Genomic DNA, 16,272 nt, shown 5'->3' on the forward strand with positions numbered 1-16,272 from the left:
CGTGTGGTTCGTCACGCTCGCCGGGCTGCGCCGACCCTGATGGTCGCGGGCGGCCTCTGCAGACTGCTCCAGCCGTCGCCGGGCGCGGAGAGTGCGTCCACGAAGGCCCGGCTCGCCGCCGGGAGTCGCGGCCGTTCAGGCGGTCGTGATCGCGTACCAGATGAGCAGCAGCGTCACGACGAAGCCGCCGAACTGGTTGAGCCAGAGGAACCGGTCCCACCCGCGGGTCGCGGTGTCCGCCGTCGCATCCGTCACGCGGCGATGCGGCCAGACGGTCGCGAGGTAGGGCAGGACGACGATCGCCGCGAGCGGACCGGGCCACGCCGTGGCGAGCATCGCGAGGCCTGCGGCGGCATAGGCGACGAGCGCGAACCAGACCGTCCAGCGAGCACCACGAACGGTCGCGATCGAGGCGATGCCGGCTTCCCGGTCGGCCAAGACGTCTTGCACGGCGCCGAAGGCGTGCGAGGCGATGCCCCACAGCGCGAACGCGACGATGATCGCCGCGAGCTGCCACGTCCACGCCGCACCCGCGAGCACGAGTGCATAGACGGCCGGTGAGAAGAAGTGGATGCTGCTGGTCACCGAGTCGGCGAAGGGGACTTCCTTCAGCCGCCGCGGCGGCGCGCTGTAGAAGACGACGAAGAAGAGGCTGATCGCGAGCACGAGCCACGACAGGGGCGAGCCCACGATGACGAGATACACCACGAACGGGAGTGACGACAGTGCAGCTGCCCACAGCGTGGCGCGGTGCAGGCGGCGGTCGAGGATCGCGCCGTGCGCGCCGCCCTTGCGCGGGTTGCGCAGATCCGATTCGTAGTCGAAGACGTCGTTGATCCCGTACATGGCGAGGTTGTAGGGGATCAGGAAGAACAGCGTGCCGATGATGAGCGTGGCATCGATCGACCGCGTCGTGAGCAGGTAGGCCGCCGCGAACGGATAGGCGGTGTTGATCCAGCTGACGGGCCGAGACGAGACGAACAGCTGCGCCAGGACGGTGCGGGAGCGCATCATGCCTCTCGGGGAGTGCGTCGGGCCAGCAGCGTGTGCACGGCGGGTACCAGGAAGGCGGCGCACACGGCATACGAGAAGTCCTCGATCGGGGCCAACCCGATGCGGATGCCGCTCAAGTGCTGTTCGGGGTAGGTGAACAGGTCAGCCGCGATCATCAGGTTGTCGAAGACCGCCGTCAGGACGACCAGCACGAGTGCGGCGATGCCCGACGCCGCCATACGCTGTCCGAAACGGGGACGGCGGACCGTGGCGAGCGTCACGATCGCCGTGACGGCGACGAAGGGCAGGACGAGCAACGGGTAGGTCATGACCTGCCCCCCGACTCGGCAGCGGCGCGCCGACGGGCGACGAAGCGATCGGCAGCGGCGTAGGCGACGAGGCCGAGATAGCAGAGGAAGGCCAGGAACACCGGCTCTTCGACCGGCAGGTGCGGGGCGAGGTCGATCCCCAGCAGCAGCGGGCTGTCGCCCTTGACGAAGACGCCGAGGGCGATCCCGGCGGCATCCCACGCGAGAAAGAACGCCGTGCCGATCGCCACGGCTGCCAGGGTGCGGCCGGGCGTGCGCCACGCCGCCAGGCGCCAGCGCGCGTCCAAAGCGGCGATGCCGGCTGCGCTGACGAGGATCGCGACGAGGTAGAGGCCGGGCACACTCACACTCTCGCACGTCGCGGCGTGGGCAACGGACCGGGGGTGCGGTCACCGCGCAGGCGCTTGACGATGAGTTCCGCCGAGATGAGGCACATCGGCAGTCCGATCCCCGGCAGCACCGAGGTGCCCGCGTACATGAGCCCGTCGACCTTCTTCGAGACGTTGCGGGGCCGGAAGACGGCGCTCTGACCCAGCGTGTGCGCGAGGCCGAGGGAATTGCCTCGCCACGCGTGCAGATCGGCCTCGAAGTCGGCCGGCGCGACCGTGCGGCGCACGACGACGCGCTCGGCCAGATCCGGGATGCCGCACCACTGCGCGATCTGCTCGATGACGACATCGGCGGCGCGCTCGATCCGGGCGTCGCCGGCGCCGTCGATCCCGCCATGGCCGAGGCTGGGGTCGGCGGGCACCGGGACGAGCACGAAGAGGTTCTCGTGATCCGGCGGGGCGACCGAGTCGTCGGTCGCGCTCGGGCGGCACACATACAGCGATGCGGGGTCGGGGATGCGGGTGTCCTTGCCGAAGATCGCCTCGAAGTTGGTCCGCCAGTCGCTCGTGAACAGCAGCGTGTGGTGGGCGAGCTGCGGCAGTTCTCCGCGTACGCCCAGCATCACCAGCAGCGCACCGGGGCTCGGTGTGCGCGAGCGCCACCACGGCTCCGGGTAGGAGCGCAGCTGCGGCGGCAGCAGCTTCGTCTCGGTGTGGTGCAGATCGGCCGTCGAGACGACGCGATCGGCGTCGAGCACGGTGCCGTCGGCCAGACGGATGCCGGTGGCGGTGGCATCCGTCGTCAGGATCTCGACCACTTCGCTGCCCGTGCGGATCTCGACGTCGCGGGCGCGGGCGCAGCGCTCGATGGCGGAGATGACCTCGGTGAAGCCTCCGCGCGGGTAGAGCACGCCGTCGCCGAGGTCGAGGTGGCTCATCAGGTGGTAGAGGCTCGGCACGCCATACGGCGAGCCGCCGAGGAAGACGGCGGGGTAGCCGAGGATCTGCCGCAGACGCGGATCGGTGAATCGGCGGTCGACGTGCGAGGCGAGGGTGCGGGTCAGCAGCGGCGCGAGGGTCGGCAGGCGCTTGATGATCTCGCGGTCGCGCAGGCCCGACGTCGTCTCGTACGTGTCGTAGAGGAAGCGCGTGACGGCGAGGTCGTACGCATCGGCGGCGGAGTCGAGGTAGGTCTCCAGACGCGCACCGGCGCCGGGCTCGATGCTCTCGAACAGGGCCGTGGCCTGCTCGCGCCCGGAGTGCACGTCGACCAGTTCGGCGCCCTCGCTGTAGACCCGGTACGCGGGGTCGAGACGGACGAGATCGAGCTCTTCTGCCGCGCTCGTGCCCAGCAGCCGGAAGAAGTGGTCGAACACTTCGGGCATGAGGTACCAGCTGGGGCCGGTGTCGAAGCGGAAGCCGTCGTGCTCCCACGAGCCGGCGCGCCCGCCGAGCTCGTCGCGCGCCTCGACGAGCGTCACGCGGTGGCCCTCGGCGGCGAGCAGTGCGGCGGTCGCGAGTCCCGCGATGCCGCCCCCGATGACGATGGTGGAGGTCGTACCGGTCATGTGCGCGTCCTTCGGGGTGCGGCGCCGAGCAGCGCACGCGCGGCGATGGTTGCCTTGACGGGGTCGGGCACGCGTACGCGCCCCGCGGTGGAGTCCGAGGCGCGGAGGCGCCTGGACAGCGCCGCGAACAGGTCGTGCGCGGCCGTCACCGCGGCGCGGCAGTCGCGGGGGAGTCGGGGGATGACCGAGGCGGCCGCCGCGAGGTCGCCGTCGATGCGGTCGAGCACGTCGGTGCGGGTCGTCTCGGCGCCGTCGATGCCGAGGTAGTCGCGCCCGAGCGCGCCCTCGTCGTGGTCGAGGTCGCGCAGGAAGTTGACGTCCTGGAACGCCGCGCCGAGGCGCCGCGCTCCGTCGACGAGGTCGGCCGGGGGATCCGCGGGACGCGGCGAGCCGGCGTTGACGAAGACCCGCAGGCACATGAGGCCCACGACCTCGGCCGAGCCGTAGACGTAGTCGTCGTGCGATGCGGCATCGTGCTGCGTCGTGGCGAGGTCGGTGCGCATCGATTCGAAGAAGGGACGCACGAGATCCTCGCGGATGCCGCACTCCCGCGCCGTCCGGGCGAAGGCGTGCACGATGAGATTCGCGCTGAAGCCCCGATCGATCGCCCGGAGGGTCTCCACCTCGAGCGCGTCGAGGACCTCGCGTACCTCGTCGGCCGTCAGGCCCGACGCTTCGCCGGGGCCGTCGACGACTTCGTCGGCGACGCGGACGAGCGCGTAGATGTTGCGCACGTGCGGGCGTGGCCGCGCGCCGAGCAGGCGCCCCGCGAGTCCGAACGAGGTCGAGTAGGCGGAGATGACGACAGCGGCCGCGTCACGCGCCGTGCGGTCGTAGAGGCGCAGTCCGGTCGGACCGCCCTGGCGGACGGTGCGGTCGGTCACGGCACCCGCTCTTCGACGCGGTCGGCGAGCTCTCTCAGCAACGTGCCCACGCGGGGCGGCAGCACGGCGTCCCCGGCCGAGAAGCGCACGCCGGCGAGGGTGTCGGCGATGAGCTCACGCAGGCTGTCGCGCGCTCCGCTGGCCTCGAGGGCGAGCTGCGCGTCACGCACGGCGATGGGCCCCGTGTGCGCGAGCGCGAGGGCGTCGCTCACGCGCGTCCACTGCGCCGTGTCGCGCGCGAGGGCGACGAGCGGGGTCTGCTTCGCCTCGCGCAGGTCGCCGCCGATCGCACGGCCGGCCTGCGTCTCATCGCCGAAGGCGCCGATGAGATCGTCGACGAGCTGGTACGCCAGGCCAAGCCGTCCGCCGATGCGCTGCAGCAGCTGACGGGCGTCGTCGGGGGCGCCGGCGAGGATGGCACCGACTCCGAGGGGTGCGCGAAACGAGTAGACGGCCGTCTTGTCGTGTGCCGTGTCGAGCAAGGTGGATGAGGGGACCTGCCCGCCCGTGACGCTGTTCTCGACGTCGGCGAGCTCGCCGGCCGCCGACACGTGGACGGCGTCGTCGAGAAGGTCGTAGATCCGGGCGAGCGTGGGCGGGGGCAGTCCCGCCAGTGCGACCAGGCGCGACGCCTCGTGCAGCAGGATGTCGCCCGCGAGGATGCCGGCCGTGTCTCCGAGGAGCGCCGCGCCCGTGGCATCCGCCCCGCTGTCGAGAGCCCGCGCGCGGAACTCGCCCGCCACGTTGGGCACGCCGCGCCGCTCGATGTCGTGGTCGATGACGTCGTCGTGCACGACGAAGGCCGCGTGCAGCAGCTCGAATGCGGCGGCGACGGGAGCCAGCGCGGGCGTCGACGCGGCATCGCCGCCGAAGGCCTCGAAGGATGCCGCGACCAGGCGCGGCCGCATCCGCTTTCCGCCGCGCGCGGCGCGCGAGACGGCAGCGGCGAGGGCGTCGAATCCCGGTCCGAGGGCACGGGTCCGCAGGCGGGCGAGTGCTTCGTCGATCGGGGCGTCGACGTCGATGTGGGAGGCGACGCCGATCATGACGCGCGGCGTTGCATCTCGACGCCGTTCAAGAGCTGCAGCTGCTGGGACTGCAGCACGAGCCACGGGCTGAAGGCCCACGGCGTCGTGCGCAGCGATGCGGCGAGGTCGGCGGGATCGACCCATCTCGCGTCCATGACCTCGAGCGGGTTGAGTACGGGCTCTGCGGATGTGCGGGCGGTGTAGACGGGGCACACTTCGTGCTCGACGATGCCGTTGGCGTCGGTCGCACGGTAGCGGAAGAGGGGGAGGGCCAGCTCGATGTCGGTGAGCGTGAGGCCGATCTCGTACTCGGCACGACGGTGCACGGCGGCGACGACGGGCTCGGCGGGGCGGGGGTGACCGCAGAAGGAGTTGCTCCAGACGCCCGGCCAGGTCTTCTTGTCGAGGGCGCGCCGCGTGACGAGAACCTGGCCCTCGTCGTTGAGCACGTGACACGAGAATGCCAAATGCAGCGCGGTTTCGGTACCGTGGACGCTGCTCTTGGGTGCGGTGCCGATCGCCTCGCCGTCGTCGTCGAGCAGCACAACGTACTCGGTTTCCAGCATCCCCATCCTCCAGTTTGCTAGTTTATCTAGCTATTACGTCGTGGCGATGTTACAACGGGAAGGGAGGAAGCGTCCACATGCCGCAGCCCTGGAGCCCGCAGAGCACCCATGACCATGCTGTCATGGAGGTGCTGCAAGCGATACGCGCGTTCAGCGACGCCATGGACCGCATGCACGGCGGGATGAAGGGCGACATGATCATGAACGCGACCGATCTCGCCGCTCTTCGCATGCTGATCATGCGGGAGCAGCGCGGTGACGCGGTCAGTCCGCACGATGTCGCCCGCCATCTGCGGATCACGACGGCGTCGACGACGAAGCTGCTGGACAGGCTGACGGCATCCGGTCATCTCGAGCGTCGCCCGCACCCGAGTGACCGACGGGCGCGCATCGTCGTGCTGACGCAGGAGTCCCGCGAAGCGTTCTATCACCATTTCGGGGAGCGGCTGCGCGCCATGCGCGGCGTCGCAGAGCAGTACAGCGAGGCCGATCTCGCGGTCATCTCGCGGTTCCTCGGCGACATCGGCGAAGCGGTCGACCCGGTCTAGACGGAAACGAAGAAGGCTAGGCGGAAACGAAGAAGGCGCCCCGTGCGGGACGCCTTCTTCTTCTGGTTGCGGGGGCAGGATTTGAACCTACGACCTCTGGGTTATGAGCCCAGCGAGCTACCGAACTGCTCCACCCCGCGGCACGTCGACTACTCTACCACGGCTTCTCCCGCCCCCGAACCGCCCCCTCCTGACCGCGAGACTGCAACGGCGCGCCGAGAGTACGGGTGAACCCCACTGTCTCGAGCTGCGGATGCAGTCTCGCGGTCAATGGCGGGTTGCCGGGGCGGGGCGGCGGGCGGGAGGATGAGGGCATGGCCACTGAGCGCGACCGCGATCCCCTCGACGACAGGGACGACGGGCGCGACGAGACGCCGGCCGAGCGCGCCGATCGCAACTGGATCGAGGTGCTGCAAGAGCTGCGCGTCATGCAGACCGGCGCGCAGATCCTCACCGGATTCCTGCTCGCTCTCGCGTTCCAGCCCGCCTTCGCGGACCTCGACGGCGGGCAGAGGGTGCTTTACCTCGTGCTCGTCGTTCTCGCGGCCCTGAGCGCCATCGTCGCGCTGGCCCCCGTGGCGCTGCACCGCACGCTGTTCCAGCAGCGGGCCAAGCGCGACGTCGTCGTCTACGGTCACACGGCGCTCATCACATGTCTCGCGACCGTCGCGACCCTGCTGCTCGGCGTCGTCGCGTTCGTCTTCGACGTCGTGCTCGGCACCGGTGCGGCCGTCATCACGACGATCGCGCTCGCCGTCGTGCTGGTCGTCCTGTGGATCGCGACCCCCGTGATCGTCCGCATCCGGCACGCCTCGAAGGAGAACGCATGAACCTGTCCGACGCGACCCCGATCGCCGTCGCCCAGTTCGCGCCGACGGCCGACGAGGCGGCGAATCTCGACCTCATCGCGCAGCTCGTCGAGGCGGCCGCCGCCCGGGGAGCGCGCCTCGTGCTCTTTCCCGAGTACGCCAGCTACTTCGTCGACCCGTTCGACGCCACTCTCGCCGAACACGCGCAGGATGTCGACGGCCCGTTCACGCGGGAGCTGACCCGACTCGCGGCCGCGCACGGGCTGCACATCGTCGCGGGCCTGCTCGAGCGAGCCGGCGATGCGCGTCGTGTGCGGAACACCGTCGTCGCGGTGGACGCGACGGGCGTCGTGGCGACGTATCGCAAGCTGCACCTGTACGACGCGTTCGGCCAGCGGGAGTCGGACTGGGTCGAGCCGGGCGAGCTCGGGGCGCCGCAGACGTTCGAGGCCGACGGCCTCACGTTCGGGCTCATGACGTGCTACGACCTGCGCTTTCCCGAGCTCGGACGGCTCCTCGCCGATGCGGGCGCCGACGTCGTGCTCGTTCCCGCCGAGTGGGTGCGCGGCCCGCTCAAAGAGCATCACTGGCGCACCCTGCTGCATGCGCGGGCGATCGAGAACACGCTGTTCGTCGCCGCCGCCGACCACCCGCCGCCCCTCGGGGTCGGGTTGTCTATGGTCGTCGACCCGACCGGGATCGAGATCGCCGCCGTCGGGACGGCGACCGACATCGCCGTGGCTCATCTCGACCGCGACGCCGTCGCGCGCGTGCGCCGGGTCAATCCCGCGCTGGCGCTGCGACGGTTCGCCGTCGTCCCCCGCGACTGACGCGCTGCCGTCAGTCCGCGAGGACGGCGAGGCGGGATGCCGCCTCTTGCAGCACGTCGACGCGTTTGCACGCGGCGAACCTGACGAGCGTCGCGAACTCGGGCCGGTGCTCGGGCGTCACGAACGCCGTGAGCGGGATGCCGACGACGCCGGCGCGGCGGGGGAGGTCGCGGCAGAACTCGTCTGCGTCGGTCGCGCCGAGCGGCGCGGCGTCGACGACCGTGAAGTACGACCCGGCCGGCTCCGACACGGCGAACCCGGCGGCACGCAGTCCGTCGCCGAGCAGGTCGCGCTTTGCGCGCAGCGTCGAGGCGATCCCCGCGAAGAACGCGTCGGACAGTCGCAGACCCGTCGCGATCGCGGGCTGGAAGGGCGTGCCGTTGGTGTAGGTGAGGAACTGCTTGACGGCGATGACGGCGTCGATGAGGTCGGCGGGACCGCTGATCCAGCCGATCTTCCACCCCGTGGTCGAGAAGGTCTTTCCCGCGGACGAGATCGTGAGCGTCCGCGACCAGGCGCCCGGCATCGTCGCGATCGGCACATGCTTCGCATCGAAGACGAGGTGCTCGTAGACCTCGTCGGTGACGATGACGCAGTCGTGGTGCTCGGCGAGCCGCACGATCTCCTCGCGCACCTCGCGGGTGAAGACGGCGCCGGTCGGATTGTGCGGGTCGTTGACGAGGATGACGCGGGTGCGGTCGGTGACGGCGCGTCGCAGATCGTCGAGATCGGGCTGGAAGTCGGGCCAGCGCAGCGGCACCGGGACGAGCCGCGCGCCGGAGAGGGCCGTGACGGCGGCGTACGAGTCGTAGAACGGCTCGAAGACGACGATCTCGTCGTCGGGGTCGCCGGTGAGTGCGAGCAGGGCGGCCGCGATCGCCTCGGTCGCCCCGGCCGTCACGAGCACGTCGCGGTGCGGATCGAGCGAGATGCCGTGGAAGCGTTCCTGATGCTCGGCGATCGCGTGCAGCAGGTCGGGCATGCCGCGCCCCGGGGCGTACTGGTTGACGCCGTTCGCGATCGCCTCGCGAGCGGCCTCGAGCACCTCCGCGGGGCCGTCCTCATCGGGGAAGCCCTGACCCAGGTTGATCGCTCCGGTCTGGGCCGCCAGCGCCGACATCTCCGCGAAGATCGTGGGCCGGATCGTGCCGTCCCCGTCGACGAGTCCCGCTCCCTGGGCCGTGCGGCGCCACGCGCCGTGAATCTGCTGCATGCTGCTCCACGGTACTCGTCCGATCCACTCCGATCGCATAGATCCATCTCATCCGCGGCATAAGAAACGCACAGGTCGGCGCGGCAGGGTGGATCATGTCAGCAGAAGGAGCACTCATGAGCGACAACAACGACGACCGTCCCGTCGACGCCACCCCGGACACCTCCGACACTCCGGCGACCGCCGAGGCGTCCGCTGCGACTCCCTCCTCACCCGCGGCGAGCGAGGCGACGGATGCTGCGCCGCCCGCGTCGTCCGCACCGCCCGTGCCGTCGACCCCCGCCGCACCGCAGATCCCCGCCGGATCGAGTGGGGTCTCCTCGAATCCCGACCGCTCGAGCGCGAACGGCGCCCCGTCGGTGGCCGCCGGGCCGAGCGCACCCGCCTCGGGTGCACCCTCCGCTGCGCCCTCGAGCCCGGCTCAGCCCGCTGCCCCCTCGAGTGCGGCTCAGCCCGGTGCGCCCTCGAGTCAGGTCCAGCCCGCTGCCCCCTCGAGTGCGGCTCAGCCCGGTGCGCCCTCGGCAGCGGCCCCGTCGACGCGCCCCGTCGCTCCCGGACCCGTGCCTCCCGGATACGTCCTGCAGGCGCCCGGTCAGCCTCGCCCGCAGGCTTACGCGGGTCAGCCGCACGCCGGCTACGCCGCGCCGCCTCGTCCGCAGGTCTACGGGGGTCAGCCTTCGTACGGAGGCTCGTTCGGCCGCCCCGCCGACACGCAGCCGACGCTGCCCCTCGGCGACGTGCCCCGTGCCCCGGAGACGGCCAAGAAACCGAAGTCCGGCGCGGGCAAGGTGGCCGGACTCATCGTCGCCGCCGCCCTCGTCGGTGGAGCGGCCGGCCTCGGCGGAAGCTACGCGGGTCTGCAGCTGTTCGCCCCGAGCATCGCGATCCCGGCGACCGGGCCCGGCACCGTCACGGTCAACAACACCGACGCGGTCGGGCAGACGACCGCGATCGCCGCGAAGGTCGTGCCGAGCGTCGTGACGATCGCGGCCGCGAGCCAAAGCGGTTCGGGCACCGGATCGGGCGTCGTGCTCACGAGCGACGGCTATGTCGTGACGAACACGCACGTCGTGACCCTGGACGGCGCGACGGGGGGAGCGTCGGTGCGCGTCACGACATCGGACGGACGCGTCTACGACGCCGAGGTCGTCGGAACCGACCCGACCTACGACCTCGCGGTCATCAAGCTCGTCGATGCCGAAGGCCTCACCCCGATCGAGTTCGCCGACTCGTCCGACCTGAACGTCGGCGACGAGACGATCGCCGTCGGTGCGCCGCTCGGTCTGTCGAGCACCGTGACGACGGGCATCGTGAGCGCGCTCAACCGCTCGATCGAGATCGCTTCGGCCGCAGCGCCCGACTCGGACGACACCGAGGGCGAGGGCGGCGGCGAGCAGGGCGAGGCGCCCTTCTTCTTCGACTTCGGACAGGGCCAGCGCGGCGGTCAGGCAGCCGAGAGCATCAAGATCTCCGTCATCCAGACCGACGCCGCGATCAACCCGGGCAACTCCGGCGGCGCCCTCGTCGACGCCGAGGGCAAGCTCATCGGCATCAACGTCGCGATCGCCTCGGCGGGTGGTTCTTCGGGTGCGGCCGGTTCGATCGGCGTCGGCTTCGCGATCCCCTCGAACGTGGTCGAGCGCATCACGGGCGAGCTCATCGAGAACGGCACCGCGACGCACGGACTGCTGGGTGCCAGCGTGAGCGCGGCCGCCTACGTCGAAGGGGCGACGATGACGGGCGCCTACATCCAAGAGATCGTCGAGGGCGGCGCGGCCGCCGAAGCCGACCTGCGCGTCGGCGATATCGTCACGGGCTTCAACGGGTTCCCCATCACCGACTCCGTCGATCTGACGGCGCAGGTGCGCGCCGCCGCCGCCGGCAGCGACGCGACCGTCACGTTCGTGCGCGACGGCGAGACGCGCACGGTCGAGGTGACGCTCGGCGAGCTGCCGTAACCTCTCCCGGCGAAGGACGCCACCGCGCGATAGGCTCGCGAGGTGGCGTCCTTCTCGTTCGGTGCGGGGAACGCGCAGAAGCTCGCCGCACTCCCGCTCTACGCCGCCGGGCGTCTCGCGACGCTCCTGATTCCGCGGGCACGCGACGAGTGGGTCTTCGGATGCGCCGCGGGCATCGGCGATGGCGCGCTCGCGCTGTGGCAGACCGCGAGCGGGGGAGACCACCGCATGCGGTGGCTCGTCGCGTCGCAACGTGAGGCGAGGGATGCCGCGGCTCGCGGCATCCCGCACGTGCGCAAGAACTCGCTGCGCGGCTTCTGGCGCACGGCGCGCGCCGGCGTCGTCGTCGTGACGCACGGCTTCGGCGACGTCAACCGCTATGCCGTCTCGGGCGCATTCGTCGTGCAACTGTGGCACGGCATCCCGCTCAAGCGGATCGGGCTCGACTCGCCCGAGACCCTGCGGGTGCCGACGGTGCTGCGTCCCGTCGCCGGGGTCGCCCGGCGCGCCCTCGGCGCCATGTTCCGCGGGGCGGCGCAGCGCATCCGGCTGCTGCCGGCCGCATCGCATGTCGTCCGCGGGCGGCTCGAGTCGGCCTTCGCGTTGGGCGATGACCGCATCCCCGTAACGGGCGAGCCTCGCGTCGACGTGCTGTCGCAGGGCACGGCGGACGAGCGTCGTGCGGCCGCGCGGGCGTGCGTGTCGGAGCTCGTCGGCGACATCGCGTCATCGCGGCTCGTGCTCTACGCCCCGACGTGGCGCGACGGCGCCGTCGACCCCGCGATCCCGTCGGCGGAGCAGTGGCGCGTGCTCGTCGACGCGCTCGGAGAGCACGACGCCGTGCTGCTCGTTCGCTCGCACCCCCTCGGGGCGGGCGAGTACGCGCCGCCCTTCACGACGGACCGGGTGCGCGCCATCGGAAGCGATCTCGTTCCGGATGTCACGCCGCTGCTGCCCGGCCTCGACGCGCTCGTGACCGACTACTCCTCGCTCGTCTTCGACGCCGCACTCGTGCCGCTCCCGGTCGTGTATCTCGCGCCCGACCTCGCCGAATACGCGCGACGTCGCGGCTTCTACGGCACGTACGCCGATGTCGCCGGCGACGATGCGGCCGAGAGCTGGACCGACGCGGCGGAGCAGCTCTCGCGGCTGCTCGGCGACGACGACGAGGATGCTCGGCGGCGAGGTCTGTCGCGTGCCGTGAGCGCGCGCTTCCACGCCTTCCGCGACGGGCGGAACGCCGAGAGGGTGTACCGTGCGATTCTGGCCCGTCACCCGCGGAGGAGAGGACGACGATGACCGACGCGAGGTTCGACGCTGCCGCGGGGGCGCCCGCCCTCGTGCTCTCGGGGACCGGTGAGCGACCGGCATCCGTCGATCTCATCGGCTCGCGCGCACGCACGTCGGCGACCCTCACGGGGCGCGGCAAGACCTGGCGCGCGATCGTGCCGCTCGTCGCGTCACGGTGGGGAGGGCCCGCGCTGCCTCTTCCGATCGGGACCTACCGGCTCGAGGTGTCGGGTATCGAGCCGGGTGAGATCCCGGCGCTGCCGCTGACGCAGCTCGGTCCGCTGCGGGCGAGTCTCGACGGGCGCACGGTGCGCGTCGGACCGCCGATCGACCCCGCCTACGACTCCGGTGAAGGGCAGGAGGCCCTCGAGCGCCGGTATGCCACGCGACCGACGAGCCTCGAGAACGCCGTCTTCTTCGAGAGCTTCTACGGCCGCAACGCCAGTTGCAATCCGCTCGCGATCGATCGCGAGCTGGCACGCCGCGCGCCGCACGTGACGCGGTACTGGAGCGTCGTCGATCTCTCGGTGCCCGTGCCGGAGGGCGGCATACCCGTCGTGGACGGCAGCCCGGAGTGGTGGCGTGCGCGCGGTGCATCCCGTCTGCTGGTCGTGAACGACTGGCTGCGTCGCCGGTTCGCCCGTCGCCGCGGTCAGATCGTGCTGCAGACCTGGCACGGCACACCCCTCAAGCGGCTCGCGCTGCACCGCCCCGGGTTCGACCCGCGGCGCATGGCGGCCGTCGTGAAGGAATCGCGTCGCTGGAACGTGCTGCTGGCGCAGAATCCGTACGCCGCGCGCGTCCTCGGCAAGGCGTACGCATTCCTGCGTCGCCCGATCTGGGTCGAAGGCTATCCGCGCAACGACGTCCTGACGACCGGTGACGGCGCGGCGACGCGTCGCGACCTGGGGATCGGCGCCGACGAGAAGGTCGTGCTGTACGCGCCGACCTGGCGCGATGACCGCGAAGAGATCGTCGACTTCATCGATCCGGCGGCGCTCGCCGTCGCCCTCGATGCCGTCGTCCTCGTGCGAGGACACTCCCGCACGCTCGCACCGGGATCCGACGCGGTCGGCCCCCGTGTCGTGGATGTGACGGGGTTCCCGGACACATCGCTGCTGCTGCTCTGCGCCGATGCGCTCGTCACCGACTACTCATCGATCATGTTCGACTACACCGTGACGGGCAAGCCGCTCTTCTTCCTCGTGCCCGACATCGAGCACTACCGCGGTGAGCTGCGCGGGTTCTACTTCGATCTCGCGGCGCACGCGCCGGGGCCCGTCGTGGGCACGCAGGACGAGCTCGTCGCCGCGATGCGCGAGCACGATCCGGCCGCGTACGCCGGGAAGTACGCGCGATGGCGCGAGCGCTTCAACGCGCGTGACGACGGGCATGCCGCCGAACGAGTCGTCGCGCGCATCCTGGACCAGGGCTTCGTCGACGGCGCGTAGCGCTACGGCAGGGGAGTGTTGCGGTCGCCGAGACGCGACGTGTCGACGGTGTCGTTCGCGCCGCGCAGCACGCCGATGACGAAGCCCGTCCCCCAAGACAGGTGCATCGAGGGCAGCACCGCGAGCGTCCACAGCTTGTCGCGCCATCCCGTGCCCCCGCCTCGCCCCGCCGCGACGACGATGACGAGCAGCGCGTACGCCGCGATCGGCAGGTAGACGACGGATGCCAGGAGCCCGGGCCACCCGCTGAGCAGCCCCGTCGCCTGCAGCACGCCGACGATGAGCGCGAGCGCGACGACCAGCACGAGCAGGGGAGGAGCGAAGAAGCGCAGCGAGTTGCCGCGGCCGAACCGGCGCACCAGCTCGCCACGCCAGCGCCCCGTCGCGAAGAACTGGCGAACGAGGCGTGACCAGCTCTCGCGCGGCCAGTACGTCACCGACAGCGCGGGGTCGAACCACACCCGGTAGCCGGCGCGCCGGATGCGCAGGTTGAGCTCCCAATCCTCGCCGCGGCGGATCGACTCATCGAAGAGTCCGACCTCTTCGAGCACGGCGCGGCGCATGACGCCGAGGTAGGCCGATTCCGCCTCGCCGGCCTGAGCGCCCCCGTGATAGGCGCCCCCACCCAGACCGATCGGCGAGTTGTATGCCCGGGCGACGGCGCGCTGGAACGGCGCGCGCCCGTCGGCGCGCATGATGCCGCCGACGTTGGCGGCGCGAGTCTCGTCGAGCACCGCCATCGCGTGCCGCGTGTAGCCGGGCTCGAGCTCGGAGTGCGCGTCGACCCGCACGATCGTCGGGTACGCACCCGCGCGGATCGCGAGGTTGAGCCCGACGGGGATGTCGGCTGCGTCGTTGTCGACGAGCACGATCCGCGGCTCGTGGGCCGCGAGCTCTCGCGCGAGTTCGGTCGTGCCGTCGGTCGAGGGGCCGAGTGCCAGTACGAGCTCGATGGGCTCGTCGGCATCCTGTGCGAGCACCGTCTCGACGGCACGCTCGAGATAGTCGCGTTCGTTGAGCACCGGCATCACGAAGGTGACGCCCGATCCCGGATCCACCGCGGGGGCGTCCCTGCGTCCGCGGGAAGTCTCGTGCACCCGTCGATCATGCCAGACCAGCCCGTGGGTACCCTGGAGGGGTGGGAGTCGTCTCGGATGCCAAGAAGGCCATCGCGCTCGTGCGGAAGGCGATCACCAATCGCGCCGCCGTCATCGACGTGCGCCGTCGACTGGCCGGTCGTCCGCCGCAGCCGAGCGACCATTTCCGCGTCGCGGTGTACTTCGCCGACGGCGATGTCAACATGTACCAGATGCGGCAGTGGTACCGACCGCTGGCCGAACTCGCCAAGATCTGGCCGGTCGTCGTGCTCAGTCGCGCCGCGACGGGTGCGCAGGCGCTCGTCGCCGACGGTGCGCTGCCGGTGGCGTTCGTGCCGACCGTGCGCGACCTCGAGGGCTACCTCGCGACACAGGACATCCGCGTCGTGCTGTACGTCAACCAGAACACCCGCAACTTCCAGATGTTCCGGTACGGCAGACGCTGGCACGTGTTCATCAATCACGGCGAGTCCGACAAGATGTACATGACCACGAATCAGTACAAGGCGTACGACTACGCCCTCGTGGCGGGGGATGCTGCGCGGCAGCGCCTCGCGCGCGTGCTGTGGGACTACGACATCGAGGCCCGCACGATCGAGATCGGGCGTCCGCAGGCCGACCACTACTCCGGCATGCTTCCTTATACTCCCGACGGGCGGACGGTCGTGCTGTACGCCCCGACATGGGAGGGCGACCGCCCCTCGGCGCACTACGGGTCGATCGTGACGCACGGCGAAGCGCTCGTGGACGCACTGCTCAGCTCGGGCGAGCATCGAGTGATCTACCGCCCGCATCCGCGTTCGGGAGTCGTGGATGCCGCCTACGGTGCCGCCGACCGGCGGATCATCGCGGCCATCGCGGCGGCGAACGACCGCGACCCGTCCGCGCATCACGTCTACGACGACGGCCCGGAGCTCGGGTGGCAGCTCGCGGCGGCCGACGTCGCCGTCGTCGACATCTCCGCCATGGTCTACGACCGTCTTGCCGCCGACAAGCCGCTGCTCATCACGCGACCCGTCGACCCCGACGCGGTGATCGACACGCACGGCTACCTGTCGGCGTGCGAATGGCTCACGGTCTCGGCCGCGCCCGACATCGTCGCCGAGACGGCGCGGGTCCTCGGCGATCCCGATGCGACGACCCGTCTCGATCAGTGGGCGAGGCACTACTTCGGCGACACGGCGCCGGGGGCCGCGACGGCGCGGTTCCACGACGCGATCCGTCGGCTCATGGCGGAGTGGGAGACCTGGCACGCCCGCGCGGCGACCGACGGGAGCGAGCAGATCGAGTCCGACGAGGCCGAGCTCGACGACGAACTCACCGCCTGACCCTTACCGCGAGACTGCACGGGGAGGCCGAGACTGCGGGTGAACCCCACG

Annotated in this window: 16 protein-coding genes and 1 tRNA gene; 7 read left to right on the forward strand and 10 right to left on the reverse strand. The window is 71.0% G+C overall.

Going from position 1 to position 16,272, the window contains the following annotated elements:
- Positions 1–135 precede the first annotated feature (135 nt).
- From ACFC3F_RS08215 to idi, 7 genes are read right to left on the reverse strand one after another with little or no spacing between them, the layout of a single operon-like run.
- Entirely contained in the window at positions 136–1,011 is an 876-nt protein-coding gene (locus ACFC3F_RS08215; protein WP_376128413.1) for a prenyltransferase, read from the reverse strand.
- Positions 1,011–1,322: a lycopene cyclase domain-containing protein gene (locus tag ACFC3F_RS08220; protein ID WP_376128385.1), complete on the reverse strand. Its 312-nt coding sequence runs from the start codon at positions 1,320–1,322 to the stop codon at positions 1,011–1,013. Before ACFC3F_RS08220 ends, ACFC3F_RS08215 begins: the two co-directional genes overlap by 1 nt.
- Positions 1,319–1,663, reverse strand: a complete 345-nt coding sequence (locus tag ACFC3F_RS08225) for a lycopene cyclase domain-containing protein (RefSeq protein WP_376128387.1) — start codon at positions 1,661–1,663, stop codon at positions 1,319–1,321. The genes ACFC3F_RS08220 and ACFC3F_RS08225 overlap by 4 nt, the downstream gene beginning before the upstream one ends.
- A gap of 2 nt (positions 1,664–1,665) precedes the next feature.
- On the reverse strand, positions 1,666–3,219 hold the full coding sequence (crtI, locus tag ACFC3F_RS08230; protein ID WP_376128389.1) for a phytoene desaturase family protein: 1,554 nt from the start codon (positions 3,217–3,219) through the stop codon (positions 1,666–1,668).
- Positions 3,216–4,103 (reverse strand): phytoene/squalene synthase family protein, encoded by an 888-nt coding sequence (locus tag ACFC3F_RS08235; RefSeq protein WP_376128391.1) that lies wholly within the window; start codon positions 4,101–4,103, stop codon positions 3,216–3,218. Before ACFC3F_RS08235 ends, crtI begins: the two co-directional genes overlap by 4 nt.
- Entirely contained in the window at positions 4,100–5,149 is a 1,050-nt protein-coding gene (locus tag ACFC3F_RS08240) for a polyprenyl synthetase family protein (RefSeq protein ID WP_376128393.1), read from the reverse strand. The genes ACFC3F_RS08235 and ACFC3F_RS08240 overlap by 4 nt, the downstream gene beginning before the upstream one ends.
- A complete protein-coding gene (idi, locus tag ACFC3F_RS08245; protein WP_376128395.1) occupies positions 5,146–5,697 on the reverse strand; it encodes an isopentenyl-diphosphate Delta-isomerase in 552 nt (183 codons plus the stop codon). Before idi ends, ACFC3F_RS08240 begins: the two co-directional genes overlap by 4 nt.
- A gap of 122 nt (positions 5,698–5,819) precedes the next feature.
- On the opposite strand from idi, the gene ACFC3F_RS08250 reads away from it, so the two are divergent.
- Positions 5,820–6,245: a MarR family winged helix-turn-helix transcriptional regulator gene (locus ACFC3F_RS08250; protein ID WP_376128397.1), complete on the forward strand. Its 426-nt coding sequence runs from the start codon at positions 5,820–5,822 to the stop codon at positions 6,243–6,245.
- Between the two features lie 63 nt (positions 6,246–6,308).
- Here the strand turns inward: ACFC3F_RS08250 and ACFC3F_RS08255 are convergent.
- Positions 6,309–6,385 (reverse strand) — tRNA-Met (locus ACFC3F_RS08255).
- A 174-nt stretch (positions 6,386–6,559) separates the two neighbouring features.
- Here ACFC3F_RS08255 and ACFC3F_RS08260 point away from each other — a divergent pair.
- Together ACFC3F_RS08260 and ACFC3F_RS08265 are read left to right on the forward strand one after the other, a co-directional pair.
- Positions 6,560–7,075: a DUF6328 family protein gene (locus ACFC3F_RS08260; RefSeq protein WP_376128399.1), complete on the forward strand. Its 516-nt coding sequence runs from the start codon at positions 6,560–6,562 to the stop codon at positions 7,073–7,075.
- A complete protein-coding gene (locus tag ACFC3F_RS08265) occupies positions 7,072–7,884 on the forward strand; it encodes a carbon-nitrogen hydrolase family protein (RefSeq protein WP_376128401.1) in 813 nt (270 codons plus the stop codon). Before ACFC3F_RS08260 ends, ACFC3F_RS08265 begins: the two co-directional genes overlap by 4 nt.
- A 10-nt stretch (positions 7,885–7,894) precedes the next feature.
- Here the strand turns inward: ACFC3F_RS08265 and ACFC3F_RS08270 are convergent, their stop codons facing one another.
- Positions 7,895–9,097, reverse strand: a complete 1,203-nt coding sequence (locus ACFC3F_RS08270) for an aminotransferase class I/II-fold pyridoxal phosphate-dependent enzyme (RefSeq protein WP_376128402.1) — start codon at positions 9,095–9,097, stop codon at positions 7,895–7,897.
- A 116-nt stretch (positions 9,098–9,213) separates the two neighbouring features.
- On the opposite strand from ACFC3F_RS08270, the gene ACFC3F_RS08275 reads away from it, so the two are divergent.
- Genes ACFC3F_RS08275 through ACFC3F_RS08285 form a run of 3 tightly spaced genes read left to right on the forward strand, consistent with a single transcriptional unit; the run spans position 9,214 to position 13,796 of the window.
- Positions 9,214–11,055: a trypsin-like peptidase domain-containing protein gene (locus ACFC3F_RS08275; RefSeq protein ID WP_376128404.1), complete on the forward strand. Its 1,842-nt coding sequence runs from the start codon at positions 9,214–9,216 to the stop codon at positions 11,053–11,055.
- Between the two features lie 42 nt (positions 11,056–11,097).
- A complete protein-coding gene (locus ACFC3F_RS08280; protein WP_376128406.1) occupies positions 11,098–12,354 on the forward strand; it encodes a CDP-glycerol glycerophosphotransferase family protein in 1,257 nt (418 codons plus the stop codon).
- Positions 12,351–13,796, forward strand: coding sequence for a CDP-glycerol glycerophosphotransferase family protein (locus ACFC3F_RS08285; protein WP_376128408.1), 1,446 nt, complete (start codon positions 12,351–12,353; stop codon positions 13,794–13,796). Before ACFC3F_RS08280 ends, ACFC3F_RS08285 begins: the two co-directional genes overlap by 4 nt.
- 2 nt (positions 13,797–13,798) lie before the next feature.
- On the opposite strand, the gene ACFC3F_RS08290 is transcribed toward ACFC3F_RS08285, so the two are convergent.
- Positions 13,799–14,824 (reverse strand): glycosyltransferase, encoded by a 1,026-nt coding sequence (locus tag ACFC3F_RS08290; protein ID WP_376128415.1) that lies wholly within the window; start codon positions 14,822–14,824, stop codon positions 13,799–13,801.
- A gap of 110 nt (positions 14,825–14,934) precedes the next feature.
- Here ACFC3F_RS08290 and ACFC3F_RS08295 point away from each other — a divergent pair, with 110 nt between their 5' ends.
- Positions 14,935–16,221 (forward strand): CDP-glycerol glycerophosphotransferase family protein, encoded by a 1,287-nt coding sequence (locus ACFC3F_RS08295; RefSeq protein WP_376128410.1) that lies wholly within the window; start codon positions 14,935–14,937, stop codon positions 16,219–16,221.
- Positions 16,222–16,272 lie beyond the last annotated feature (51 nt).

This window comes from Microbacterium sp. NPDC055910 (genome assembly GCF_042271185.1).
Taxonomy (GTDB): Bacteria; Actinomycetota; Actinomycetes; order Actinomycetales; family Microbacteriaceae; genus Microbacterium.

Coding starts and splice junctions, on each gene's coding strand:
- ACFC3F_RS08215 (WP_376128413.1), bottom strand. CDS start 1,011: ATGCGCTCCCGCACCGTCCTGGCGCAGCTGTTCGTCTCGTCTCGGCCC.
- ACFC3F_RS08220 (WP_376128385.1), bottom strand. CDS start 1,322: ATGACCTACCCGTTGCTCGTCCTGCCCTTCGTCGCCGTCACGGCGATC.
- crtI (WP_376128389.1), bottom strand. CDS start 3,219: ATGACCGGTACGACCTCCACCATCGTCATCGGGGGCGGCATCGCGGGA.
- ACFC3F_RS08240 (WP_376128393.1), bottom strand. CDS start 5,149: ATGATCGGCGTCGCCTCCCACATCGACGTCGACGCCCCGATCGACGAA.
- idi (WP_376128395.1), bottom strand. CDS start 5,697: ATGCTGGAAACCGAGTACGTTGTGCTGCTCGACGACGACGGCGAGGCG.
- ACFC3F_RS08250 (WP_376128397.1), top strand. CDS start 5,820: ATGGAGGTGCTGCAAGCGATACGCGCGTTCAGCGACGCCATGGACCGC.
- ACFC3F_RS08260 (WP_376128399.1), top strand. CDS start 6,560: ATGGCCACTGAGCGCGACCGCGATCCCCTCGACGACAGGGACGACGGG.
- ACFC3F_RS08265 (WP_376128401.1), top strand. CDS start 7,072: ATGAACCTGTCCGACGCGACCCCGATCGCCGTCGCCCAGTTCGCGCCG.
- ACFC3F_RS08270 (WP_376128402.1), bottom strand. CDS start 9,097: ATGCAGCAGATTCACGGCGCGTGGCGCCGCACGGCCCAGGGAGCGGGA.
- ACFC3F_RS08275 (WP_376128404.1), top strand. CDS start 9,214: ATGAGCGACAACAACGACGACCGTCCCGTCGACGCCACCCCGGACACC.
- ACFC3F_RS08285 (WP_376128408.1), top strand. CDS start 12,351: ATGACCGACGCGAGGTTCGACGCTGCCGCGGGGGCGCCCGCCCTCGTG.
- ACFC3F_RS08290 (WP_376128415.1), bottom strand. CDS start 14,824: ATGCCGGTGCTCAACGAACGCGACTATCTCGAGCGTGCCGTCGAGACG.